Source organism: Schaalia odontolytica (assembly GCF_002847525.1).
Classification (GTDB): domain Bacteria; phylum Actinomycetota; class Actinomycetes; order Actinomycetales; family Actinomycetaceae; genus Pauljensenia; species Pauljensenia odontolytica_B.
On sequence record NZ_PKKM01000009.1, the window covers coordinates 1 to 23,433 of the forward strand.

Annotated in this window: 21 protein-coding genes and 1 other RNA gene; 20 read left to right on the top strand and 2 right to left on the bottom strand. The window is 65.3% G+C overall.

Annotated elements, in window-relative coordinates:
• Positions 1-685 precede the first annotated feature (685 nt).
• Positions 686-2,113 (bottom strand): sugar nucleotide-binding protein, encoded by a 1,428-nt coding sequence (locus tag CYJ22_RS06980; RefSeq protein ID WP_101602102.1) that lies wholly within the window; start codon positions 2,111-2,113, stop codon positions 686-688.
• Positions 2,114-2,308: 195 nt separating this feature from the next.
• Here CYJ22_RS06980 and rfbA point away from each other — a divergent pair, with 195 nt between their 5' ends.
• The 3 genes from rfbA to CYJ22_RS06995 are packed head-to-tail and all read left to right on the top strand — an operon-like array spanning position 2,309 to position 4,326.
• Positions 2,309-3,181, top strand: a complete 873-nt coding sequence (rfbA, locus tag CYJ22_RS06985; RefSeq protein ID WP_003790141.1) for a glucose-1-phosphate thymidylyltransferase RfbA — start codon at positions 2,309-2,311, stop codon at positions 3,179-3,181.
• On the top strand, positions 3,182-3,937 hold the full coding sequence (locus CYJ22_RS06990; protein ID WP_101602103.1) for a glycosyltransferase family 2 protein: 756 nt from the start codon (positions 3,182-3,184) through the stop codon (positions 3,935-3,937).
• Positions 3,934-4,326: a DUF2304 domain-containing protein gene (locus tag CYJ22_RS06995; RefSeq protein WP_101602104.1), complete on the top strand. Its 393-nt coding sequence runs from the start codon at positions 3,934-3,936 to the stop codon at positions 4,324-4,326. Before CYJ22_RS06990 ends, CYJ22_RS06995 begins: the two co-directional genes overlap by 4 nt.
• Positions 4,327-4,451: 125 nt before the next feature.
• Here CYJ22_RS06995 and CYJ22_RS07000 read toward each other — a convergent pair whose 3' ends face one another.
• Entirely contained in the window at positions 4,452-5,633 is a 1,182-nt protein-coding gene (locus CYJ22_RS07000) for a phosphotransferase (RefSeq protein ID WP_101602105.1), read from the bottom strand.
• A 143-nt stretch (positions 5,634-5,776) separates the two neighbouring features.
• Here CYJ22_RS07000 and CYJ22_RS07005 point away from each other — a divergent pair, with 143 nt between their 5' ends.
• From CYJ22_RS07005 to CYJ22_RS07080, 17 genes are all read left to right on the top strand, one after another.
• Complete coding sequence (locus tag CYJ22_RS07005; RefSeq protein ID WP_101602106.1) at positions 5,777-6,991, top strand: CpaF family protein; 1,215 nt, start codon at positions 5,777-5,779, stop codon at positions 6,989-6,991.
• Positions 6,988-7,854, top strand: coding sequence for a type II secretion system F family protein (locus tag CYJ22_RS07010; RefSeq protein WP_101602107.1), 867 nt, complete (start codon positions 6,988-6,990; stop codon positions 7,852-7,854). Before CYJ22_RS07005 ends, CYJ22_RS07010 begins: the two co-directional genes overlap by 4 nt.
• The gene (locus CYJ22_RS07015) at positions 7,851-8,747 is read left to right on the top strand and encodes a type II secretion system F family protein (RefSeq protein ID WP_101602108.1); all 897 of its coding nucleotides are present in this window, start codon (positions 7,851-7,853) and stop codon (positions 8,745-8,747) included. Before CYJ22_RS07010 ends, CYJ22_RS07015 begins: the two co-directional genes overlap by 4 nt.
• An 18-nt stretch (positions 8,748-8,765) precedes the next feature.
• On the top strand, positions 8,766-8,936 hold the full coding sequence (locus CYJ22_RS10185; RefSeq protein WP_165782134.1) for a hypothetical protein: 171 nt from the start codon (positions 8,766-8,768) through the stop codon (positions 8,934-8,936).
• Positions 8,923-9,309 (top strand): ABC transporter, encoded by a 387-nt coding sequence (locus CYJ22_RS07020; RefSeq protein ID WP_101602109.1) that lies wholly within the window; start codon positions 8,923-8,925, stop codon positions 9,307-9,309. The genes CYJ22_RS10185 and CYJ22_RS07020 overlap by 14 nt, the downstream gene beginning before the upstream one ends.
• Positions 9,306-9,704 carry a 1-hydroxy-2-methyl-2-(E)-butenyl 4-diphosphate synthase gene (locus CYJ22_RS07025; protein ID WP_101602110.1) on the top strand — a complete coding sequence of 133 codons (399 nt, stop codon included), beginning with the start codon at positions 9,306-9,308 and terminating at the stop codon, positions 9,702-9,704. Before CYJ22_RS07020 ends, CYJ22_RS07025 begins: the two co-directional genes overlap by 4 nt.
• Positions 9,697-10,137 carry a hypothetical protein gene (locus CYJ22_RS07030; RefSeq protein ID WP_101602111.1) on the top strand — a complete coding sequence of 147 codons (441 nt, stop codon included), beginning with the start codon at positions 9,697-9,699 and terminating at the stop codon, positions 10,135-10,137. Before CYJ22_RS07025 ends, CYJ22_RS07030 begins: the two co-directional genes overlap by 8 nt.
• Positions 10,138-10,210: 73 nt before the next feature.
• Positions 10,211-11,572: an NADP-specific glutamate dehydrogenase gene (gene gdhA, locus CYJ22_RS07035; protein ID WP_003790117.1), complete on the top strand. Its 1,362-nt coding sequence runs from the start codon at positions 10,211-10,213 to the stop codon at positions 11,570-11,572.
• Positions 11,573-11,708: 136 nt separating this feature from the next.
• The gene (prfB, locus tag CYJ22_RS07040; RefSeq protein WP_101602112.1) at positions 11,709-12,830 is read left to right on the top strand and encodes a peptide chain release factor 2; all 1,122 of its coding nucleotides are present in this window, start codon (positions 11,709-11,711) and stop codon (positions 12,828-12,830) included.
• Positions 12,831-13,021: 191 nt separating this feature from the next.
• Positions 13,022-13,711 carry a cell division ATP-binding protein FtsE gene (gene ftsE, locus CYJ22_RS07045; RefSeq protein ID WP_007588428.1) on the top strand — a complete coding sequence of 230 codons (690 nt, stop codon included), beginning with the start codon at positions 13,022-13,024 and terminating at the stop codon, positions 13,709-13,711.
• A gap of 5 nt (positions 13,712-13,716) precedes the next feature.
• A complete protein-coding gene (ftsX, locus tag CYJ22_RS07050) occupies positions 13,717-14,631 on the top strand; it encodes a permease-like cell division protein FtsX (RefSeq protein ID WP_007588502.1) in 915 nt (304 codons plus the stop codon).
• Positions 14,632-14,636: 5 nt separating this feature from the next.
• Positions 14,637-15,911, top strand: coding sequence for a M23 family metallopeptidase (locus CYJ22_RS07055; RefSeq protein WP_101602113.1), 1,275 nt, complete (start codon positions 14,637-14,639; stop codon positions 15,909-15,911).
• Between the two features lie 86 nt (positions 15,912-15,997).
• Positions 15,998-16,525: an SsrA-binding protein SmpB gene (gene smpB / locus CYJ22_RS07060; RefSeq protein WP_101602114.1), complete on the top strand. Its 528-nt coding sequence runs from the start codon at positions 15,998-16,000 to the stop codon at positions 16,523-16,525.
• A gap of 18 nt (positions 16,526-16,543) precedes the next feature.
• Positions 16,544-19,234, top strand: coding sequence for a YhgE/Pip domain-containing protein (locus tag CYJ22_RS07065; RefSeq protein WP_101602115.1), 2,691 nt, complete (start codon positions 16,544-16,546; stop codon positions 19,232-19,234).
• Complete coding sequence (locus CYJ22_RS07070; RefSeq protein ID WP_101602116.1) at positions 19,231-21,435, top strand: YhgE/Pip domain-containing protein; 2,205 nt, start codon at positions 19,231-19,233, stop codon at positions 21,433-21,435. Before CYJ22_RS07065 ends, CYJ22_RS07070 begins: the two co-directional genes overlap by 4 nt.
• Before the next feature lie 100 nt (positions 21,436-21,535).
• Positions 21,536-21,913: a transfer-messenger RNA gene (ssrA, locus tag CYJ22_RS07075) on the top strand.
• A gap of 267 nt (positions 21,914-22,180) precedes the next feature.
• Positions 22,181-23,266, top strand: a complete 1,086-nt coding sequence (locus CYJ22_RS07080; RefSeq protein WP_243390474.1) for a type I restriction enzyme HsdR N-terminal domain-containing protein — start codon at positions 22,181-22,183, stop codon at positions 23,264-23,266.
• Positions 23,267-23,433: the final 167 nt, after the last annotated feature.

Consider the following 23,433-nt stretch of genomic DNA (forward strand, 5'->3'; position numbering starts at 1 on the left):
CCACCCAACAGGAGGAACCCCCACTCCAACTCAGCGCATAACCCACTCCGAAGGACACAAAACGATTACACCACTCCACAGGACTTGACCTCGCAGGAGATCCTCAGCCAGCTCGTGTAGGCCTCTCAAGGGGGCTAGCTTCTCCAGGTATCTCAGGGGCTTTCATCGCTTTCGACGAGGCTGGGGCCTCTCGGGTGGGAACGTGCGGTCATCGCTGGCTTGCCTCACCCTTTCATCTCGCATGCAATTTCCATGAGGTCTGTTTTCTAGTGTCAAGAAAACGTTGGAATATCAACGTTGCGGTTTCAAAAGTTGAAAGAGCTGCCGGGGAATTGCATGCGGAATTGGTAGGGATGCGTAGCGCATGCTCCGGTGATACTGCGCTCCGGTGCTTGAGCGTCCGTAGCTACCCTCGATCGTGTGCATCCGGATAGGTTGTGCGCATGCGGATAGGTTATTCAGATGCGGATAGGTTATTAACCTATCCGCATGCTTCTAACCTATCCGTATCTTCGTAACCTATCCGCGTAGGTAGCTTGCGGCCGCACTCCTAGCCCCATCCGTGAGTCCGACTGGGAGTCAGCGTTTCAGGCTCGCATGCGCGTGCGCTGCCCGCGCCCAAACCGGTACGTACGAGGGACCCGGGCGCTTTTCAGAAGCGCCCGGGGCCTCGTACGTGTGGAGATTAGCCGCGCAGTGAAGCGACGTAGGAGTCGATGCGCTGCGAGGAATCCTCGGGGGTGAAGCCCGCGGCCTTGATCTTCGTCAGGTCCAGGACGGAGGACAGCGGACGCGGAGCCACCTCGCGGCCCGCGAAGTACTCCTCCGTCGTCACCTCGGTGACGTCTTCCGGATTACGGCCGCACAGCTCGAACACGCGCTTGGCGATCTGCGCCCAGCTCATGACCGGGCCCTCGCCCGACAGGTTGTAGGTGCCAAACGGGGCGTCGCTGGTCAGCAGGTGAATGATGCCCTTAGCCAGGTCGGAAGTGAAGGTCAGGCGGCCCACCTGGTCGGACACGACCGAGGGGGAAGTGCCCTGATCTGCCAGGGACGCCATGGTCTTCAGGAAGTTCTTGCCGTCGCCCACAACCCAGGAGGTGCGCACGATGTAGTGCTTCGGCGTCGAGGCAACAGCGGCGTCGCCGCCCGCCTTCGACTGGCCGTACGCGCCCAGGGGAGAGGGGGCCTCGTCCTCGACGTGTACGTCCTGCGTGCCGTCGAAGACGTACTCCGTCGAGATGTGGACCATCGTCGCGCCGTGAGCCGTGGCCTCGCGCGCCAGGATCGCCGGGCCGGTCGAGTTTGCCTGCCAGGTCGCGCGGCGACCCTCGGGTGTCTCAGCGCCGTCGACGTTCGTCCACGCGGCCGCGTTGATCACCACGTCGATGTCATCCCACGGCAGAGCGGCCACCTGCTCGGCGTCGGAAATCGACACCTCGGGCAGGTCCACGCCCGTCACCGTGAAGCCGGCCTCGGGCAGCGCGCGCATGAGCTCGCGGCCGAGCTGGCCGTTCGCGCCCGTCACGAGTGCGCGGCGACCCACGGGAGCCGGGGCAGGGAAGGGGGTCACCTCCGCCATGCGCGGGTGTGCCTTGTCCTTGTCGGACAGGATGGCGCGCTCGAGCGGGATCGGCCAATCCACGGCGGCCGTCTCGTCAGCCAGGTTCAGGAAGGTGTAGCGCGCGTCCGGCGACCAGTGGTCGTTCACGAGGTACGTGTAGGCCGTGTTTGGCTCCAGGGTCTGGTAGGAGTTGCCCACGCCCTTGGGGACGAACACCGCGACGCCCGGATCGATGATCGTCGTGTAGACGGTGCCGAAGGAGGGCCCCTCTCGCAGGTCCACCCACGCGCCAAACACGCGGCCGGTCGCGACCGACACGAACTTGTCCCACGGCTCCGCGTGGATGCCTCGGGTCACGCCGACCTCGTCGTTGAACGAGATGTTGTTCTGCACGGGCTGGAAATCCGGCAGGCCCAGCGCGACCATCTTCTCGCGCTGCCAATTCTCCTTGAACCAGCCTCGGTTATCGCCGTGAACAGTCAGATCAATGCGCAAAAAGCCGGGGATCGGCGTGGTCGTAATCCCCAGGGGCTTAGCGGTGGGCGCCATGGTTCTTCCTTACGTGCGTGGTTTTTGTGCGGAGGCAACATTCCATGTAAATACTATCCGATCTGCACCCTCGCGGTGGTGTGCGCCGCCCCATGGGCGCGCGCGGGGGCAAAGTTGTGGAAAAATACTGTTGTGTAGGGATAATTGTCAACGACGCGCGACCCACACGAGGACGCGCCGGGAAGCGGAGGCAACATGAAAGGCATCATCCTGGCGGGCGGCTCGGGCACCCGTCTCAACCCGATTACGCTGGGGACATCGAAGCAGCTCGTCCCCGTCTACGACAAGCCGATGATCTACTACCCGCTGTCGACCCTCATGCTGGCGGGCATTTCTGAGGTCCTCGTCATCACGACCCCCCACGACGCTCCGTCGTTCCACCGCCTGCTCGGTGACGGCAGTCAGCTCGGCGTCAATATTTCCTACGCTGTCCAGCACGAGCCCAACGGCCTCGCGCAGGCCTTCGTGCTCGGCGCCGATCACGTGGGCAACGACAGTGCCGCCCTGGTCCTGGGCGACAACATCTTCTACGGCCCCGGCATGGGCGCACAGCTGCGCCGCCACGTCGACCCCGACGGCGGTGCCGTCTTCGCCTACCACGTGTCCAACCCGCGTGAGTACGGCGTCGTGGAATTCGACGAGGAGTTCAACGCGCTGTCCATCGAGGAAAAGCCCGAGCACCCCAAGTCGAACTACGCGGTGCCCGGCCTGTACTTCTACGATAACGACGTGGTCGAGATCGCCCGCAACCTCAAGCCGAGCGCGCGCGGCGAGTACGAGATCACCGACGTGAACCGCTCCTACCTCGAGGCCGGCAAGCTCAAGGTCGAGGTCCTTCCGCGCGGCACCGCGTGGCTCGACACCGGAACGTTCGACTCCCTCGCTGATGCCACCGCCTTCGTGCGTACGGTCGAGGCCCGCCAGGGCATGAAGATCGGCGCCCCCGAAGAGGTCGCGTGGCGCATGGGCTTCATCGACGACGAGGGCCTGCGCCAGCGCGCTGAGCCCCTGGTCAAGTCCGGTTACGGCGCCTACCTGCTCGAGCTGCTTGAGCGAGAGGGTCGCTGAGTGAGCCGTCCCAGTGCTCAGTCCCGCCTGCTCATCGTTATCCCCGCGTGGAACGAGGAGGAGGTGCTCGGTGACGTCCTCGAGATGGTGAAGGTTGAGAAGCCTTCATTCGCGGACATCCTCGTGGTCTCCGACGGGTCGACGGACGCGACCGCCGATATCGCGCGCGCCGCGGGCGTGGCCGTCCTCGACCTGCCGCTCAACCTGGGGGTCGGTGGCGCGATGCGCGCCGGCTTCCAGTACGCGCGGCGCATGGGCTACGAGTATGCGTGTCAGCTCGACGCGGACGGTCAGCACGATCCGCGCGAGATCGAGACGCTCATCGAGACGGCCTCGAGCGAGCACGCGGACGTCGTCATCGGCTCGCGTTTCGCGGGTAAGGGCAACTACCACGCGCGGGGCCCGCGCAAGTGGGCGATGAACCTCTTCTCGTACATCCTCTCGCGCGTGTGTGAGACTCACTTGAGCGATACGACCAGCGGTTTCAAGCTCTACGGTCCCCGTGCGCTCTCGCTCTTCGCGCACAACTACCCGGCCGAGTACCTGGGTGACACGATCGGTGCGCTCGTCATTGCGGCGCGCTCGCACCTGGTCGTGCGCGAGGTCGGCGTGCAGATGCACCCGCGTGCGGGCGGCGAGCCCTCCCACAATCCGATCAAATCGGCGCTCTTCCTGGTGCGCGCGACGATGGCCCTCGCGGTTTCGCTGTCGCGCCCCGGAGAGAAGGTCACCCAGGCGCCGGAGGAGAATGCATGAGCCCCACGTACGTGCTTGGACTGGTGTTCGCGATCATCATCCTGGTGATGGTGTTCGTCAAGATGCGTAACTCGGGCCTGAAGGAACGCTACGGCCTGTGGTGGTACTGCATCGCCTTCTTTACGGCGCTGCTGTCCATCTTCCCGCCGATCCTGAAGTGGAGTGCGATCCAGCTGGGCGTCGTCGTTCCGCTGAACCTCGGGTTCTTCCTGGCGGGTGTGGTGCTGCTGCTCCTGTCGCTGCGTTTCTCGGTGGACCTGTCGCGCTCGGATGAGGATCGCCGTCGCCTGACTGAGGAAGCCGCGATTCTGCGCCTCCAGATGGAGGACCTGCAGAGTCGCGTTGACGCTCTTGAGGCGTCGCGCCAGGGGGATGGTCAGTCCCGCTGATGCGCTCACTCAGTGCTCGCAGTCGATTGAACGAGGCCGGGGTCCGTCAGGTGCACACCTGAGGGACCCCGGTTCGTTGCATGGGAGCGCCCCTGGGTGGTCGTTCCGCGTGCGGCGCGGCGCGGTTAGCGCAGCAGTGTGCCGTCGGGGCCGAGGCTGAGGCGCTCGGTGGGGGCGGCCGGGTCGACCTCGCCCTCGGCGAGCTTGCGCTTGAGGGCGGAGGCGGGGCGCGGCACGGGGACGGTGTCTTCGCCGGTGGTCTCCTCGTCGCTCTCGTTCGCGGCGCTCGGCGTCGGGGCTGTGGCGTTGATCGGCGAGGCGGAGGGGGATTCGACGGGGGTCAGGGAGATGCGAGCCCCCATCGCGGAGGCGTGCGCGGGCAGCAACGGCTCGCCGTCCAGGTCCTTGGCGAGGTCGTCGAGCATTGTGCGGGCCTCGTCGATGATGGAGGAGTCTTCGGCATGGAGGCCGTGGACGAGCCAACGGACCAGGGCGATTTCGCTCATGAGCTGGGCGCGCGTGAAGACGTGCAGGTCGGTGGCGCGGCGCTCATGGCCGTAGGTCTCGCGGAATCGTTCGAGGAACGCGTCGGAGGCGCTGGCCTGGATCCAGGCGATGTCGAGGGCGGGGTCGCCCACGTGCGCGCTCGTCCATCCTCCGATGGCAAGGAGCGAGCCGCGCTTGACCGACAGGCAACGCTCCTGGATATCTCCGTGGATGGGTGCGGAGGGGAATCGCCACAGTGAAACGTCTTCGAGGGCAGCCTCCCAGCGGCTCCACAGGGCGGCGGGGATGGCGACCTCGCGGGCGGCCTCGTCGAGGAGGGCGAGGTTGCGGTCGCGGCATTCGATGGCCGTGTAGGTGGGCAGGCCGATTGCGGAGAAGACGGTCTCCGGGAGGTTGTGCAGGGCCGCGAGTGCGCGTCCGAGGGACGCGGGCAGCAGAGGATCGGTGTCGAGGTCCTCATCAGTGGGGGCGGAGCCTCCCGGATCGCGGTGAACGTAGACGCTCCCGCCGCGCTGGAGTTTGGTCTGTCCGGCCAGGCGCGGCACGTCAAAGGGGATGTAGTCGTGGTCGTGGGCCTGCCCGAGGCGGTCGAGGATGCCCGAGGTCGCCTCGAGGGCGGGGCCGGAGACCTCCTCGTGGGGGCAGGTGACGATCCAGCGGTTGCCGGCGGCGTCTTCGATGCCGGTCACGGTGGAGAGCTCGTCGCTGTAGGTGGGCGGGCGCAGGGCGGTGACGCGCATGCCGGGGACGGCGGCGGTGGCCAGGGCTGCCAGTTCGAGGGGGCTCTTCGCGGAGGTCATTGCCTTAACGTATCGCGGCCTGGGCCCAGGAGCGCCTCCCCGCGCGGAGGCGGGTGAGATTGGGCGGGTGTGGGTTTGCTCCTTGCCGAAAAACTCTGTTACTTTCGACACATTGGCTCGGTCTGTAGCGAGGAGGCACAGCGATGGAAGCCATGACGCGTTCCCTCGCGTCGCACGTTCGCGAGGGTTTGGCTGCGAGCGGCATCGACGCGGCTCGGGATCCTCGGGCGGTGCGCGCCCTCATTGAGCGCGCCATCGATCGCTATGCGCCCGACCTGCTGCCGTCTGCCCGCGAGCAGGTCGAAGCAGACCTCATGGATGACATCTGCGGTCTCGGCCCGCTTCAAGCACTTATGGACGATCCGTCGGTCGAGGAAATCTGGATCAACGCCGCCTCGCGAGTGTTCGTGGCGCGATCGGGCGTGGCTGAGCTGACCAGCCTCATCCTCACTGACGAGGACGTGCGGGCTCTCGTGGAGAGAATGCTGCACCATTCGGGCCGCCGACTCGACCTGTCGAGTCCCTTCGTGGATGCGATGCTCGCCGGCGGAGAGCGCCTCCACGTCGTCATCCCGCCGGTGACGGGCTCGTCGTGGAGCGTCAACATTCGTAAGCACATCCAGCGGGCGCGCACCCTGGAGGACCTGGTCGCGGTGGAGATGATCGCCCCGCCGATGCGTGACTTTCTGGCGGCTTCCGTCAGCTGCGGTCTCTCCGTGCTCGTGTCGGGCGGTACCCAGGCGGGTAAGACGACGTTGCTGCGTGCCCTCGCAGGGGAGTTGCCGCGCTCGCGCCGGGTCATCTCCTGCGAGGAGGTCTTCGAGCTGGGCTTGGCGAATTGGGATCACGTTGCGATGCAGACTCGCCCGGCAGGTGCGGAGGGAACGGGAGAGATTACCCTGCGTGACCTCGTGCGTGAATCGCTGCGCATGCGTCCCGAATACCTGATCGTCGGCGAGGTTCGCGGCCCCGAAGCCCTCGACCTCCTCGTCGCCCTCAATGCGGGCGTGCCGGGTATGGCAACAGTGCACGCCAACTCGGCGCGGGAAGCCCTCGACAAGCTCTCGATCCTGCCGCTGCTCGCCGGTGAAAACGTGACGACCGCATTCGTCATACCCACCCTGGCCTCGTCTATCGACCTCGTGTGTCATGTCGAACGAGGGGTGGATGGGCGTCGCTATGTTGCCGAGATTCTCGCGGTGCCCGGGCGCGTCGAGGGGCATCGGATTGAGACGGCGACGCTCTTCACGTACGACGGCACCCGCTGCGAGCGCGGGAGCGGAGGTCTTGACCTGCATGATCGATTCGCGGCTGCTGGCTTCGACCTGGCCTCCCTCCTGGAGTGGGGGATGCCGTGATTGCCGTCGTCTGTGGTCTCGTGTTCGGGATAGGGCTCGTCCTCGCTCTATCCCCGTGGTTCACACCCGCGCCGTCGTGGAAGCCGTGGGGGCCATGGAAGCGCGTACGCGAGGACGTTGCGCGAGCTCGCGTGCCGGGGTTGACGGCGGCGCGCCTCGTGACGCTGAGCCTCGCTATCGGGGCGGTCGTGGCGGCGGTGATTCTCGCCGTGACCGGTGCCTGGCCGGTCGCCCTCATCGTGTCGGCCGGAGCGGCCTGTCTGCCCTACGCCTGGGTGGTTTCTCGGGTGCGCGCGCACGCCAAGACCGTGCGTTCCGCCTGGCCCGAAGTCATCGATGCGATGGTTTCCGGCGTGCGTGCGGGCACCTCACTACCCCAGGTCCTGTGCGATCTCGCCGACGAAGGGCCCGTCCCCGTGCGCTTCGCCTTCGAGGCCTTCTCCCGCGACTACAGCGCCAACGGGCGTTTCGCTCCCGCACTGGATCGCATGAAGGAAGAGGTTGGGGATCCCGTCGCAGACCGCATCATCGAGGCGCTACGCATCGCACGTTCCGTGGGCGGCGCCGACCTCACGCGCCTTCTCCAGGATCTCGCCACGCTCCTGCGCGAGGACGCGCGAGTGCGCGGCGAGCTCGAGGCCCGCCAATCCTGGACCGTGGGAGCCGCGCGACTAGGAATCGCGGCGCCCTGGGTCGTACTCCTTCTGCTCTCGGGTGGGGGCGCGAGTGCCAGCGTGTGGAACTCCCCGGGAGGCATCGCCGTCCTGTGCGCGGGCGCCGGTATCTGCGTGATCGCCTACCTGGCAATGAGAGTGTTGAGCCGACTCAGCACCGATCCGCGCAACCTGGGAGGCGCATCGTGAGCCCCTGGATTGTCCGTGCCCTCGACGTGGCGGTGGGAATCCTCGCCGCGGGAGGGCTCGCATGCGTGCTTGCGGCGTGGTTCGCGTGCCGACCCTCCTTCGCGGCGCGCGTCGCACAGGGGCGCGTCAGCGAGGAAGCACCCTCACCCCTGACCACCTGGGCTCGCCGCATGAGCGCGGCTGCCCTCGAATCCCTGGGGTCCACGACAGAATCCGTCGCGCGACGCCTCGCACTGGCGGGCATGGCACCGGAGGTCTCCGTCTTTCGTCTGCGCCAGGCGCTCGCTGGAATCGCCGGCTTCGTCCTGGCGTGCCTCGTCCTGACTGCGCGTCCGGCTTCCTCTCTGCGGGCTTCGATCCTTCCCCTGTGCGCCTGCGCGCTCATCGGCTCACTGCTGGGGGTGGCTGGCATGGACCGTTTCCTCACCTTCCGGGCCCACGCCAGGCAGCGCGCCATCGATGTCGCCGTTCCCGACTGTGCGGAGTTGCTGGCGCTCGCGGTCGCGGCGGGGGAGTCCATTCCAGCTGCTATCGAGCGAGTCGCCTGCTGTGCGGGAGGTCCCCTCGGGGTGGAACTGTCGCTGACTGCCGGTCATATCCGCAACGGCACGCCCTCCGTGCGAGCGCTCTCCGACCTCGTTGAGCGCACCGAATCGCCAGCTTTGACGCGCCTGAGTCGCACGCTCACGACTGCGATTGAGCGAGGCTCGCCCCTGGCCTCGGTCCTGCATGATCAGGCCCGCGATCAGCGTGAGCGCTCCCTGGCGGCCCTCATGGAAGAGGGCGGGAGACGTGAGATCGCCATGCTTGTGCCCGTCGTTTTCCTGATCCTTCCCGTCACCGTCATGTTCGCCCTCTACCCGGGGCTCATTGCCCTGGACTTCACCCCGTGACATAGAAAGGAACCTGTCATGAAGAAACTGTTCCTGAGGAAAGATCCCCTTGGGGAGCGCGGTGATGTGCCCGGATGGGTGCTCATCACGCTGATGACGGCAGCGCTCGTCGTCCTTATCTGGGGCGTTGCCTCCGAACGGCTTGTGGAGATCTTTAACCGTGCGATGGACTCGATTGCGGGCATCTGAGGGGCACCCAGAAAGCGGCTCCGAGGTTGTCTCGACGGTCCTCGTTCAAGGACTTGTCGTCCTCGTGATCCTCCTGCTCGCGCAGATAGCCTTTGCCTCGCACGTGCGCACGATGAGCGTGAGCGCCGCGTCCGAGGGGGCGCGTCGTGGCGGTCTGCTGGGTGGCGACGAGGAGGAGGCCGCCGCGCGCACGGGCGAACTTCTTGACTCCCTCGTGGGTGCCGCCAAGGACCGCGAGATCGCCGTGGATCGGGAGAGCGACGTGGGCGTTGACATCCTCGTCGTCACGGTGCGTACTCGTCTGCCCCTCGTGGGTGGCTTTGGGCCGCGCTGGCTCACCGTGCACGGTCGAGCTCTTGTGGAGGGGCCGTGAGTGAGCGCGGGGACGCCAGCGTCGAATTCTTGGGCATCCTGGTCGTCCTCGTCATCCCGGTCCTGTACATCGTGCTCGCGGTTGGCCAGGTGAGCGCCGGTGCGATGGCGGTGGATGCGGGTGCTCGTGAAGCCGCGCGTATCCTCGCAGAAGATCCCGCGCGCGAGTCCGACGCGTCCCACGCCGTGGCCCTGATCGTCGAGGACTTTGGGATCGATGCCCAGGCGGACGTGACCGCCAGGTGCGAGGGCTGCGAGGCGGGTGGAGGGGTCGTCGAGGTGCAGGTCGGGGTGCGTGTGCCCTTTCCTTTCCTGCCTGCTTGGCTGGGGAGTGCCGGTATTGGCGTCTCGTCGAGTGCGCGTGTCCCTGTGCGGGAGGTGGTGGCCGATGGATGAGGAAGGGCGCGTCGGTATTCTCATGTGCGCCGGGTGCGCGTTCGTGTGCGTGTTTCTCTTCGTGTCCATCGCGCTCACCGAGGTCGCGATGCAGGACCGTAGGCTCGTGTCCTGTGCCGATGCCCTGTCCAGTGTTGCTGTTGGCTCCTCCTCGTCTGATGACTTCTTCGATACGGGGAATCCGATGGGGGTGGACGAGGCCTCGGCTGGCTCTCGAGCCGAGGACGCGTTGGCCTCGTTGTCGGAATCCACGTGCAAGGTGGGGGAGGGCGTGGCCCTGACCGCGGTGAGCGTGCGCGGTGCCGAGGTAGAGGTTGCGGTACGTGCTCGTCCAACCATCTCGCTCCTGCCGTCATTCTTACGTGCAAGCGCAGTCCCTGAGCTCGAAAGGACGTCGAGTGCGCGCCTGCGCGATGCCCAGCCGCCGGGCTAAAGGTGGTGTGCGCGACGGTCACATTGTGGGATGGTCACGGAAGGGTGAGTAAACGAAACGTAAACTTTAGGCCATGAGCAGCTTTGATACATCTCGTCTTTCCCCCGCGCTGGCCTCCGTTTTTGAATCCGTCCAGCGCCGTGACCCCGCCCAGGCCGAGTTCCACCAGGCCGTTTACGAGGTCCTCCTAACGATCGCCCCCCTCGCCGAGCGTCACCCCGAATACGCCGACCTGGCCATCATCGACCGCATCGTCGAGCCCGAGCGTCAGATCCAGTTCCGCGTCCCGTGGGCCGACGACAAGGGCAATATCCACGTGAACCGCGGCTTCCGCGTCGAGTACAACTCCGCCCTCGGCCCCTACAAGGGTGGCCTGCGCTTCCACCCCTCCGTGAACCTGTCGATCATCAAGTTCCTCGGCTTCGAGCAGATCTTCAAGAACGCCCTCACCGGCCTGCCCATGGGCGGCGGCAAGGGCGGCGCGGACTTCGACCCCAAGGGCAAGTCCGACGCCGAGGTCATGCGTTTCTGCCAGTCCTTCATGACTGAGCTCTCCCGCCACATCGGCCCCGACACCGACGTGCCCGCCGGCGACATCGGCGTGGGCGGCCGCGAGATCGGCTACATGTTCGGCCAGTACAAGCGCCTCAAGAACCGCTTCGACGCGGGCGTCCTGACCGGCAAGGGCCTGTCGTGGGGCGGCTCCTACGTGCGCACCGAGGCCACCGGTTACGGCCTCGTCTACTTCGCGGCTGAAATGCTCGCCGCGAAGGGCACCAGCTTCGACGGCAAGCGCGTCGTGGTCTCCGGCTCGGGTAACGTCGCGATCTATGCGACCGAGAAGGCTCAGCAGCTGGGCGCGACCGTCGTGGCCGTGTCCGACTCCTCCGGCTACGTCGTGGACGAGGCCGGCATCGACGTCGCGCTGCTCAAGGACATCAAGGAGGTGCGTCGTGGACGCGTCTCTGACTACGCGGCCGAGCGCCCCGGTGCCGTCTTCGTGGCCGACGGCTCCATCTGGGACGTTCCCTGTGACGTCGCCCTGCCCTGTGCGACCCAGAACGAGCTTCCCCTGTCCGGTGTCGAGACCCTCATCAAGAACGGCGTCCAGCTGGTCGCCGAGGGTGCGAACATGCCCACGACCCCCGAGGCGATCGAGGCTCTGCAGGCCGCGGGCGTTGCCTACGCCCCCGGCAAGGCCTCGAACGCGGGTGGCGTGGCCACCTCCGGCCTGGAGATGCAGCAGAACTCCGGTCGCACCCAGTGGCCTTTCGAGGAGACCGACGCGAAGCTTCACCAGATCATGGTCGACATCCACGCGACCACCGTTGCCACCGCCGAGGAATACGGCGTGGCGGGCGACTACGTGGCCGGCGCGAACCTGGCTGGCTTCCGCAAGGTGGCTGACGCGATGATCGCGATGGGTCTCATCTGATCCTCTCTCTTTCGGTGCCCCGGCGTCCTGTGTGGCGTCGGGGCACCGTCGTCCGTGGGGCGCAGAGGGGAGTAACCCCCGCCACCGTCGCCCCTTAGCGTTCCTCGTTGGGCTTCCAATCCGCTACCCTGGATGGGTGGCCATTGAATTTTCTGAAGAGATCCCGTCCCTGCGCACCACGATGGAGAACATCATCGCGGTCGTGCAGCCGGACAAGCTGCGCGAGCAGATCGCCGAGCTGAATGAGAAGGCGGCCGCGCCCGACCTGTGGGACGACCCGAGCGCCGCCCAGGCTGTCACGAGCGCGCTGAGCCATCGCCAGAGCGAGCTGGATCGCATCACGCAGATGAGCGAGCGCATCGACGACCTGGAGGCCATGGTGGACATGGCCGCCGAGGACCCCGACGAGAGTGCTGACATCCTCGCCGAGGCCGAAGCTGACCTGGAGAAGCTCCGCAAGGACCTGGGTGACCTGGAGATCCGCACGCTGCTGGACGGCGAGTACGACGAGCGCAACGCCGTTATCACGATCCGAAGCGGCGCTGGCGGCGTGGACGCCGCCGACTTCGCCGAGATCCTCCTGCGCATGTACCTGCGCTGGGCGGAGCGTCATGGCTACCCGACGAAGGTCATGGACACCTCCTACGCGGAAGAGGCCGGCCTGAAGTCGGCGACCTTCGAGGTTCAGGCGCCCTACGCCTACGGCACGCTGAGCGTCGAGGCCGGCACCCATCGCCTCGTGCGTATCAGCCCCTTCGATAACCAGGGCCGCCGCCAGACGTCCTTCGCTGCCGTCGAGGTCATCCCCCTGATCGAGACCACGGACCACATCGAGATCCCCGAGTCCGAGCTGAAGGTGGACGTCTTCCGTTCCTCGGGCCCCGGTGGTCAGTCGGTGAACACGACCGACTCGGCCGTGCGCATGACTCACATCCCCACGGGCATCGTCGTGTCCATGCAGGATGAGAAGTCCCAGATCCAGAACCGTGCGGCCGCCCTGCGAGTCCTGCAGTCCCGCCTCCTCGTGCTGCGTCACGAGGAAGAGCAGGCGAAGAAGAAGGAACTCGCCGGCGACGTCAAGGCGTCGTGGGGCGATCAGATGCGTTCCTACGTGCTGCAGCCGTATCAGATGGTCAAGGACCTGCGCACTGAGTTCGAGTCCGGCAACCCCCAGTCCGTCTTCGATGGCGACATCGACGGCTTCATCAACGCCGGTATTCGCTGGCGCAAGAACGAGCAGAAGGCCGCTCAGGACTGAGCGACGCCCGTACGCGCAACCCGGCCCCGGCCTCGTCGATTGCTGAACGAGGCCGGGGCCGCGCGTGTGTCCAAGCGCCCCCGGGTGGAGGGCTGAGTGCCACACCGCCTGTTTTCCGCGTGTCGCAGCCGGGTTGTGACCTGTTCGTTACCTAATCTGACAGGGACTATTGACCCCGATCGGACGGTCCCATGATTCGTTTTGATGATGTCACCATGGTGTACACGCCAGGTGCCCAGCCCGCGCTGGACCACGTCTCGCTGGAGGTGGAACGCGAAGAATTCGTGTTCCTCGTCGGCAAGTCGGGTTCCGGCAAGTCCACGTTCCTGCAGCTCGTCATGCGCGAGATGAAGGCGACCAGCGGCAAGGTGTGGGTGCTCGGCAAGGACGTGTCCAAGCTGTCCACGTGGGCGGTTCCGAAGCTGCGCCGCCAGATCGGCACGGTCTTCCAGGACTTCCGACTGCTGCCCTCCAAGACCGTGTACGAGAACGTCGCGCTGGCCATGCAGGTCATCGGCAAGCCTCGCCACGCGATCGAGACGTCCGTTCCGGACGCCCTTGAGCTGGTGGGCCTGTCCGGCAAGGAATCGCGCCTGCCGCACGAGCTGTCCGGTGGTGAGGAACAGCGCGTCGCGATCGCGCGCGCCATGGTGAACCGTCCCGAGCTGCTGCTCGCCGACGAGCCCACCGGCAACCTGGATCCGGAGACGTCGCTGGGCATCATGCGCCTCCTGGACCGAATCAACCGCACGGGCACGACCGTCGTCATGGCTACCCACGACGCGGACATCGTCAACCAGATGCGTAAGCGAGTCATCGAGCTTGAGGCCGGCGACGTCATCCGCGACCAGAACCGCGGCGTCTACGGGGCCGGGAGGTAAGACCAGTGAAGCTTCGTTTTATTCTGTCCGAGGTCGGCAAGGGCCTGTCGCGTAACCGCGCGATGAGCGTCGCCGTTATCCTCGTGACCTTCGTGTCCCTCCTCTTCGTGGGCATCGCGGGCCTGACCCAGATGCAGGTGTCCAAGATGAAGTCGGAGTGGTACGACAAGATCGAGGTCACCATCTACATGTGTGCGATCAACGACGCGGCCGCGAACTGCAACGCGACCGAGGCGAGCGACGCGCAGATCGACGCGGTGCGCCAGAAGCTGGCGTCCGCCGAGATGACCCCGTACGTGGCCAACGTGTACGAGGAGACGAAGGAAGAAGCCTACGAGAACTTCAAGCGTCTCAACGGCAACGATGCGCTGACGCAGTGGACCACGCCGGACATGCTGCAGTTCGCGTTCCGCATCAAGCTGGTTAACCCCGAGCAGTATTCGGTGGTCAAGGAGGAGTTCTCCGGGACCGCGGGCGTGTCCGAGGTGCGCGATCAGCGTGAGGTCGTCGAACCCCTGTTCCGCGTGCTGGGTGCCGCCCGCACGGCTGCCCTGGGCCTCGGCGCGATCATGGTCGTCGCGGCGATCCTGCTGATTTCGACGACGATCCGCCTGAGCGCGATGAGTCGTGAGCAGGAAACGCAGATCATGCGTTACGTGGGTGCTTCGAACCTGTTTATCCAGGCTCCCTTCATGATTGAGGGCGCGCTGGCCGCGCTGGTGGGTGCCGGCTTCGCGATCGCTTCGCTGTTCGCGGGCGTTCACTTCGTCGTTCAGGGCTGGATGGCGCCGTCCTTCCGCTGGACGAACTTTATCGGCATGGGTGAGGTGGCGATCATGACTCCGATCCTCGTCCTTGCGGCGGTCGCGCTGGCTGTTATCGCGTCGGCGTTCTCGCTCGCGAAGTACACGAAGGCGTGAGTCTCATGTCCCTCTCCTTGCATCGTCCCGGTCGTCGCGCGCTGCGCGCCGGTGCGCTGGCCCTCACAATCGCCTCGTTTGCGGCGATGAGCCAGGCCCTGCCCGCGCGTGCGGACGAGGAGCGCGACGCGGCTGCGAATGCCGCCGCCGAAGCCGAGGCGACGGTCAATGCTCTGCAGTCTCAGCTCGAGGGCATCGACGCGTCGCTGGCTCAGGTCTTCATCGACCTGCAGGCACTCAACGGGCAGATCCCGGTGGCTCAGGCCGCCTACGAGAGTGCGACCGCGACCTACGACGCGAAGTCGCGCGAGCACGCGACGATCCTCGGTCAGCTGAGCGCCGCACAGGGCGAGCAGAACCGTATCGATCAGTCGCTCACCCAGGCGACCACGCAGGCCGACGACGCGCAGCGCGCGATCGCCGACCTCGTGCGTCGCAAGTACCGCGAAGGCAACGTCGACCCGGTGGCCGTGGCCCTGACGGCGGGCGGCACGGAGTCGATCACCGACCGTGCGGCGGCCGCCGACATGGCGCTGCGCACGGAGAGCCAGACGATGACGGCGGCGCTGGACGTGTCCTCGTCCCAGCGCACGCAGGCCACGCGCCAGAATGCGATCACCGACCGCATCGCCGACCTCGAGGTGAAGGCCGCGCAGGCCGAGGCCGAGGCGAAGGTCGCGAAGAACGAGGCCGACGCCAAGCTCACGGAGCTCAACAGCCTCAAGGAGCAGGCACAGGCCAAGCAGGCTGAGTGGGACGCCCAGAAGGGCCAGGTCGAGGCCTCCCTCAGCCAGGCCGAAGCCGACTACCAGGCGCGCAGCGCGGAACTGGAGGCCATCGACGCGGCCAACCGCGCGTCGGGTGCCTCCTACGTGTCGGCCTCGGGCTTCCGTAACCCCCTCGACATCCCGATCGTCGTGACCTCCCCCTTCGGCATGCGCTACCACCCGGTCTTGGGCGTGATGAAGGGTCACTCGGGCACCGACATGGCCGCCGACTGCGGCACGATCATCCGCGCCGTGGCCTCGGGCTACGTGAACGCCGTGTCCTCTGATGTGTCGGCCGGTAACTACGTGGATATCAACCACGGCCTCGTCGGCGGTAACTCCGTCATCACCGAATACCTGCACATGCAGGCGCAGTACGTGTCCCCGGGCCAGTACGTGAACGCGGGCGACGCGCTGGGCGAGGTCGGCTCGACCGGCTACGCGACCGGCTGCCACCTGCATTTTGGTGTTCTTCAGAACGGAAGTTATGTTGAACCGATGGATTATTTGTAATCCGCGTTAGGATGGACCCTCATAGCGATTTCGCTGCGGGGGTCTTTCCGCATGAGCCGCGGAAAACGAGTCTGAAAGGAGGCAGCATGCCCAAGGAATGGAAGAAGCCCAAGCCCACGGAGGGGCAGCGCGCCAAGGCTGCCTCCGACGCGAAGAAGACGATCGCCCGGAACAAGAAGGCGCGCCACGACTACACGATCGAGGACACCTGGGAGGCCGGCCTGGCCCTCATGGGTACCGAGGTGAAGGCGCTGCGCATGGGCCGCGCGTCCCTCGTCGATGCCTGGGTCGAGATCAACGGGGGAGAGGCCTGGCTCTACGGCGCCAACATTCCCCTGTACTCGCAGGGCTCGTGGACGAACCACGCGCCCACGCGCAAGCGCAAGCTGCTGCTGCACCGTGCGGAGATCGACCGCATGCAGGATCGCGTCGCCGCGAAGGGCTACACGATCGTGCCCCTGGAGCTGTACTTCATCGGGGGCCGCGTCAAGGTCGAAATCGCCCTGGCCAAGGGCAAGCAGGAATGGGATAAGCGTCAGGCCCTGCGCGAGAAGCAGGACCAGCGCGAGGCCGAGCGCGCGATGCGCCGCTACGTGAAGCAGGTCCGCCGATAGGGGAAAGAAGGCGACCCTGTGCGAGGTTCCGTCAGGATTTTTCGTCGTGATCTACTGAGGCTGGTGCGTGTTCCGGCCGCGTGGATTGTCATCATCGGTATGGCGTTCGTGCCCGCGCTCTACGCGTGGTTCAACATCGTAGGCTTCTGGGATCCGTACTCGCAGACCTCCCACATTCGTGTCGCCGTCGCGAACGAGGACGAGGGCGCGACCAAGGACCAGATCGGCACTGTGAACGTCGGTGCGATGCTCGAGACACAGCTGAAGCAGAACGATCAGCTGGGCTGGCACTTCGTGAGCGCCGACGAGGCGCGCGCCGAGGTGGAACGCGGCGACTCCTACGCGGCCTTCGTCATCCCGGCATCGTTTTCACGCGACCTGACGGGCATCGTTGACGGTACCTACGTCAAGCCGAACATCCAGTATTACGTCAACGAGAAGAACAACGCGGTGGCCCCCAAGATCACGGGGGCGGGCGCGACGGCGCTGGACCGCCAGATCAACTCCGCCTTCGTCTCGACGGTGGCCAAGGTGCTGTCGGAAAAGGCATCCGAGGCCGGGGTCAGTATCGCGAACGACGCTGACCAGAAGCGTTCGGATGTGTCCGCGTCGGTGTCCGAGGCCTCGGCCAAGCTGGGTAGTGCCTCCCAGACCCTGGACGGTATGGGGGAGAAGATCGACGCGGCGAAGGCCTCTGTGGCCTCGGCGCGCACGACTCTGAGCGAGCTGGACTCTGCGGCCTCGGAGCTGTCGACCTCCCTGGACCAGGCGGACCAGCTGGTGAGCGACTCGCGCACGTCGCTGGCGTCCTTCTCGAGCCAGATGGGCGGGGCCCTCGACGGCCTGTCCGCGAACGCGGCGAGCGCCCTGGCGGGAGTGTCCGCGAACGCGGGCACCCTCGACGGTGCTGTGCAGGGCGCCTCCGGGCGTGTGGGTGGCCTGCTCACCGAGGGAACGTCGATCAACGACTCGGTGGGTGAGGTGCTCGCGGAGCTGAACGCACTGGGCATCGGGAACCTGCCCGCCGCGGGCACGGCACTGACCGACCTGACGAACCAGAACACTGCACTGTCGACGGCCCTGGGCAGCCTGACGACCCTCAACTCGGACCTGTCGGCCACGTCCTCGTCGATTTCGAACGCGCTGACGTCAGCCTCCGATGCGTCCGCGGCCGTGTCGGCCTCGGTGACGAACGCGCGCAGCGGAGTGTCCGCCCAGCTGCCCGCGATCTCCTCGGCGCTCGACGATTTCTCGAGCGCGTCCTCGTCGATGCGTGGTTCGCTGGACGCCCTCCGCAGTCAGCGCGAGCAGGTGTCAGGCCTGCTCGACCAGCTCGATTCCCTCCTGGACGGGGCGAAGACGGCGACCCAGACGAGCGCTACGAACGTCGCCGCGATCAAGACTGACCTTGACTCGGTGGCGACGGACATTTCGTCGCTATCCTCCTCGAACACGCTGCGCGACCTCGCGGACTCCCTCGGGGTCAACGCCGAATCGATCGCCTCCTTCATGGCCTCGCCGACGCAGATCGAGACGAAGGCCGTGTACCCCGTGGCCGCCTACGGTTCGGCGATGGCCCCGCTGTTCACGAACCTGGCTCTGTGGATCGGCGCGTTCTCGCTCGTCCTCCTCCTGAAGCTCGATGTGGATGAGGAGGGCATCGGCCCCACGTCCTCTGCCGCCAAGTACATGGGCCGGTGGATGCTTCTCGCGTTCTTCGGGGTCATTCAGGCGCTCGTCGTTTCGATCGGCGACCTGATTATCGGCGTGCAGACGGTGTCGCGTCCCGCGTTCGTGGGGACGGCGATGATCATCTCGCTGGTGTTTGTGTCGATCGTCTACATGCTCTCGACGTGCTTCCAGCACATCGGCAAGGGCCTGTGCGTCATCATCTTGGTCATGCAGATTCCCGGTTCCGCCGGCCTGTATCCGATCGAGATGCTGCCGTCCTTCTTCCGCTTCCTGCACCCGTTGTTCCCCTTCACCTACGGTGTCAATGCGCTGCGTGAGATCGTGGCTGGGTTCTATGGGCACACCTACCTGTCGTGCCTGGCGGTTCTCGGTGCCGAGGCGCTGGTTGCCTTCGCGATCGGCCTCGCGCTGCGTCCGTTCTTGGTGAACCTGAACGCGATGATCACGCGCGACCTGGCGTCCTCCGGGCTCTTCCTGGCCGAGGCCACGCGCGTGCCTTCGAACCGCTATCGCCTGACGCAGATCGTGGCGGCCCTGGCCGATCACGACGGCTTCCAGCGCTCGGTGAGCGGCCGTGCCGCGCGCTTCGAGCGTCGTTACCCGACGATCCGCCGCGCCGCGATCATTCTCGGGGTTATCGTGCCGGTGGCTCTGGCGGTGCTGTCCGTCGCGAATGTGGCGGAAGTGCCGATCATTCTGGGGGCCTGGATCGTCTGGGTCCTCCTCGTCATCACTTTCCTGATTGGACTGGAGTACCTGCGCGAGGCTTTGGCGCGTCAGCAGCTCCTCGGTGCCATGGACGAGCAGGACGTGCGTTCCCTGCTCACCCGCCGCGTGCAGGGCGCGCGATCGCGTCTCGCACTTGGCGCGGCCGCCGTGGGCGCGTCGATCTCGTCGGCGCTCGCCTCAACCCTGGGTGAGCGCGGGGGAGAGGACACGGACGAGACCGACCCCGGCCTCGTCGAGGAGGACGGCGCGGGCGAAGCGTCGGAGGCGGCGAAGGGAGAGCAGCAGTGAGGACCATCTGGGCTATCTACCGCGCCGACCTGCGCCGCGCGCATCGCTCCCTGATCGCGAGCGTCGTCGTCTTCGGACTCGTCGTCATCCCGTCGCTGTTCACGTGGTTCAACGTGGCGGCGTCGTGGGACCCGTTCGGGAACACGAAGAGCCTGCGCATCGCGATTGCTAACACGGACGCGGGCTACAAGTCGGACCTGGTGCCGCTGCGCATCAACATCGGCGATTCCGTAGTGTCCGCGCTGCGCAAGAACGACAACTTCGACTGGGTCATTGCCTCCGAGGATGAGGCGGTTGAGGGGACCCGCTCGGGCGAGTACTACGCGGCCATCGTCATCCCGTCGGACTTTTCGCGCGAGATGCTCACCTTCTTTGACGGGAGAGCGTCCTCTGCGCTGATGACGTACTACGTCAACGAGAAGAAGAACGGTATTTCGCCGAAGATCGCCGGGCAGGGCGCCGAGGCCGTGAGTGCCCAGGTGAACCAGATCTTCGTGCAGACACTCTCCGAGGTCGCCCTCGATACGGCGACGTCGGTCGGGGGTGCGCTGTCGTCGCCCACAGCCATCAATACGGTGACGGCGCTCGATAACCGCGTGCAGAGCGTCGCCTCGCGGCTGCGTACCGCGGCCGATAGTGCGGATGCCTACGCGTCTCTCGTGGGCTCCTCGGTGACGCTCATCGACTCGACGACTACGCTCGTGGACGGGCTGGGCAGCGCGAAGGGCTCCGCGCAGTCCGCGGTCTCGAGCGCTCAGGCCGGAGCGCGCGGACTCGGATCCGCTGCGTCGGCGGCGGTCTCCTCGGTATCCGACGCGATCTCCTCCTCGCAGTCCTCGCTGTCATCCCTGTCGAACGCCGTCGAGAACGTGTATGCGAATGGTTCGACGAGCGCATCGGACGCGGCCTCGACGCTGCGCTCGCAGGCATCCGTGCTGGACACGCAGGCCGCCAGCTTCGCGTCGATCAAGTCGACGCTGGAGGCGCTGCCGGGCTCGCCCGTCTCCCAGTCCTCGCTGGACCGCCTGCAGGCCGCCTCTGACCGTCTGACCGCGGTTGCGAACGGGCTGCGTTCCTCCGCCTCCGAGCTGGACTCCAAGGTCGCAAATGCCGAAGCTGGGCACGTGACGGTGAATGGCCTGATCGCCCAGGCGCGCTCCGCGGTCAACGGCCTGTCCTCCGACTACGAGACCAACTTGCGGCCCCAGCTCGAATCGCTGGCCGCCACCCTGGCCTCGGCCCAGTTGTCCCTGAGCGCCGCGCGCATGTCCCTGGAGGGCGCGACCTCCACGGCCTCGAACGGCAGCGGGAGCGCGCGCGAGGGGCTGACCCAGCTGCGCGACAACCTGAGTGGCGCGGCCACGAGCCTGCGCGAGGCGGCCGGAAAGCTCGACTCCCTGCACGCTTCGATCAGCGAGGCGCTTGCCAGTGGCGACCTGACGACGCTCGGGACCATCATCGGGAATAATCCCGAGGCCCTGGCGGCGGCCATCGCCGCCCCCGTCGGCGTGGAGAAGACTCCCGTCTACCCGGTTGCGAACTTCGGCTCCCAGATGGCGCCCTTGTACACGATCCTGGCGCTGTGGGTGGGTTCCATCCTGATGGTCGTGTCGCTGCGCTCGGACGTCACGGACGCCACCGTCGCCGACGGTCTGCCGGAAGGCGACCCGCTGCGCGCGACCCTCACCGCGAAGCCCGTCGGCCTGGCCGCCGGATACCTGGGGCGCTACCTGATCTTCGGGACGATCGCTCTCGCCCAGGCAACCCTGGTGGGGCTGGGTGACCTGTACTTCCTGAAGGTCCAGCACGCTCACCCGCTGCAGTTCATGAGCACCCTGTGGCTGACGGCCGTCGTGTTCTCTTTCCTGCTCTACACGCTTATTGCGACGTTCGGGAACGCGGGTAAGGCCCTGGGCGTGCTGCTCCTGGTCCTGCAGATTTCGGGCGCCGGGGGAGCCTTCCCGCTGGCTATCCTGCCGTCCTTCTTCTCGTCGATTTCACCCTTCCTGCCGGCCACACACGCGATCACGGCGCTGCGCGCGTCGATCGCCGGGTATGCGGGGCACGAGTACGCGGACGCCATGTTGTTCCTGGCTTCCTTCATCCTGTTTACCGCGTTCCTGGGGCTGGTGCTGCGCCCGCTCCTGGTGCGCAAGAACCGGCGCATGGTGGAGAAGCTGGAGTCCACGAATCTGCTCTGAGGCGTCGGTTTTTCCCTTGACGGGTTGTGTGTGGCGGCGTAAACTGATGTGTCCGACGGTCTGCAGTAACGCTGGGTGTCGGGGAGTTGAAAACTCAAGAGGGGATGATCGGTTTCGACAGTGGTCGTCGATCGAAGTGAAGCGAGCCGAGAATGTACGCTCAACTCGTTAACGATGCGTGCAAACCAATAGGTGCCGAACAGAATCGCACCGACTACGTTCTCGCTGCCTGATATCGCAGCCTGAACCTTTAGTCCGTCAGCCCGGGAGTTGCTTCCGGCCCGGTGTCTGGCGTCGTCTAGGGAGCCACTGGGAGTCGCCCATGTTGGTGGGGCGCCTCCGACACTTAATCAACTGAGCCTATCCAGCGGTGAGTCTGCGCAATGCTGGGGGCTGAGAAATAAAACCGTAGACTGCGCTCGGAGAAGAATTCGGGGCCGGCCATTGGACGGGGGTTCGATTCCCCCCATCTCCACAACAAAAACCGCATGATTCTGCGGTAAATCGGGGCATGCCTCGGTGCGTGACACACGTGCGTGACACACACCGAGGCATGCCCCTTCTTTTGTTTCAGTGTGGAAGGTCTTCCTGATGTTGTGACTGCTGGAGTGCTGTGAGGGTGCCGTGATTCCTCGATAGCTGCCGCTCAATCGAACTGCGGTGGGTTCTGTTGGCTTACCTGGCAAACATGAGTAAAGTGTGGTTAGAGTTATAGAGGTGGCTCACACAATCATGCAAGGAGTCAATGGTGGCCTTTGAAGACGCTCTCACTCTCCTGGCTGGCAAAGTTGCTGACCAGTGGGAGAGTATCGAGACTGAGGAAGCAACGAAAACCGCTTTCATCCTGCCCTTTATCTCAACGGTCCTCGGCTATGACATCTTCGATCCTCAGGAGGTTGTCCCCGAGTACACCGCGGATGTCGGGGTCAAGCGTGGCGAAAAGGTCGACTACGCCATCATGGATGGTGGGGAAGTACGAATTCTCATCGAGTGTAAGAAGGTAGCTGGTGACCTGACCCTCGAGCACGCCGCTCAGCTCTACCGTTACTTCTCGGTGACGAAGGCTCGAATCGCTGTGCTCACCAATGGACGTGTCTATAACTTCTACACGGATCTTGACGCGCCCAATGTCATGGATTCCCGGCCCTTCTTGGTTCTCGATCTCGCTGATATTGACGAGACGTTCCTGCCGGAGCTGAGGAAACTGACAAAGGAGCGCTTCGACCTGACGTCGATCGTGAGTGCTGCGGAGGAGCTTAAGTATCTCGGAGCGATCAAGCGTGAAGTAGCATCGGAGTTTAAGGAGCCCTCTGCCGACTTTGTGCGGCTTTTTGCCTCGCGTGTCTACGAAGGGCGCGTGACGCAGCAGATTCTTGAGAAGTTCACTGTTCTCACTGATAAGGCACTTCGGCAGTTCCTCAACGAGCGAATCAATGACCGTTTGAAGAGTGCGTTGGGTGCGGATGTGAACACGGTAATGCCGGTACCCGATGATGTGGAAGAAGAAGCCGGTGAAGAAGCACAGGTCGAGGAAGTGTCCGATGGCATTGAAACGACCGATGAGGAGCTTGCTGCCTACCGTATCGTGAAGGCCATTGCATGTGCTGAACTGCCGTTTGATCGCATTACATACCGTGATGTGCGTTCGTACTTCTCGGTTCTAGCTGACGACAATAATCGTCGTCCGATTCTTCGGTGCTACTTCGGTCGTCGAAAGGTGATCGCCTTCGTGAACGAGGATAAGACTGAGGAACGCTACAACATCAATTCGGTTGAAGATATCTATCAGTACGTGGATCAAATCCGCGAGGCTGCGCGACGCTGGGCCTGATACATACGCCCCGGACTCGTTAGAGTCTGGGGCGTATGTATTGACGAAACATCTTTGTTTCCCGCCTAGGCTATGTCCTCATAGCTCATTTGGTTTGAAAGGTACGCTGTGGCGTTTGGGAAGTCCTTACTGATCCATACTCGCAGAGGTATCCTCAAAACCGTCGA

What these genes read in the sequence shown, in the direction of transcription:
- CYJ22_RS06980 (WP_101602102.1), bottom strand. Translation starts at nt 2,113, where the DNA reads ATGGCGCCCACCGCTAAGCCCCTGGGGATTACGACCACGCCGATCCCC.
- rfbA (WP_003790141.1), top strand. Translation starts at nt 2,309, where the DNA reads ATGAAAGGCATCATCCTGGCGGGCGGCTCGGGCACCCGTCTCAACCCG.
- CYJ22_RS06995 (WP_101602104.1), top strand. Translation starts at nt 3,934, where the DNA reads ATGAGCCCCACGTACGTGCTTGGACTGGTGTTCGCGATCATCATCCTG.
- CYJ22_RS07000 (WP_101602105.1), bottom strand. Translation starts at nt 5,633, where the DNA reads ATGACCTCCGCGAAGAGCCCCCTCGAACTGGCAGCCCTGGCCACCGCC.
- CYJ22_RS07005 (WP_101602106.1), top strand. Translation starts at nt 5,777, where the DNA reads ATGGAAGCCATGACGCGTTCCCTCGCGTCGCACGTTCGCGAGGGTTTG.
- CYJ22_RS10185 (WP_165782134.1), top strand. Translation starts at nt 8,766, where the DNA reads ATGAAGAAACTGTTCCTGAGGAAAGATCCCCTTGGGGAGCGCGGTGAT.
- CYJ22_RS07030 (WP_101602111.1), top strand. Translation starts at nt 9,697, where the DNA reads ATGGATGAGGAAGGGCGCGTCGGTATTCTCATGTGCGCCGGGTGCGCG.
- gdhA (WP_003790117.1), top strand. Translation starts at nt 10,211, where the DNA reads ATGAGCAGCTTTGATACATCTCGTCTTTCCCCCGCGCTGGCCTCCGTT.
- ftsE (WP_007588428.1), top strand. Translation starts at nt 13,022, where the DNA reads ATGATTCGTTTTGATGATGTCACCATGGTGTACACGCCAGGTGCCCAG.
- CYJ22_RS07055 (WP_101602113.1), top strand. Translation starts at nt 14,637, where the DNA reads ATGTCCCTCTCCTTGCATCGTCCCGGTCGTCGCGCGCTGCGCGCCGGT.
- smpB (WP_101602114.1), top strand. Translation starts at nt 15,998, where the DNA reads ATGCCCAAGGAATGGAAGAAGCCCAAGCCCACGGAGGGGCAGCGCGCC.
- CYJ22_RS07080 (WP_243390474.1), top strand. Translation starts at nt 22,181, where the DNA reads ATGGTGGCCTTTGAAGACGCTCTCACTCTCCTGGCTGGCAAAGTTGCT.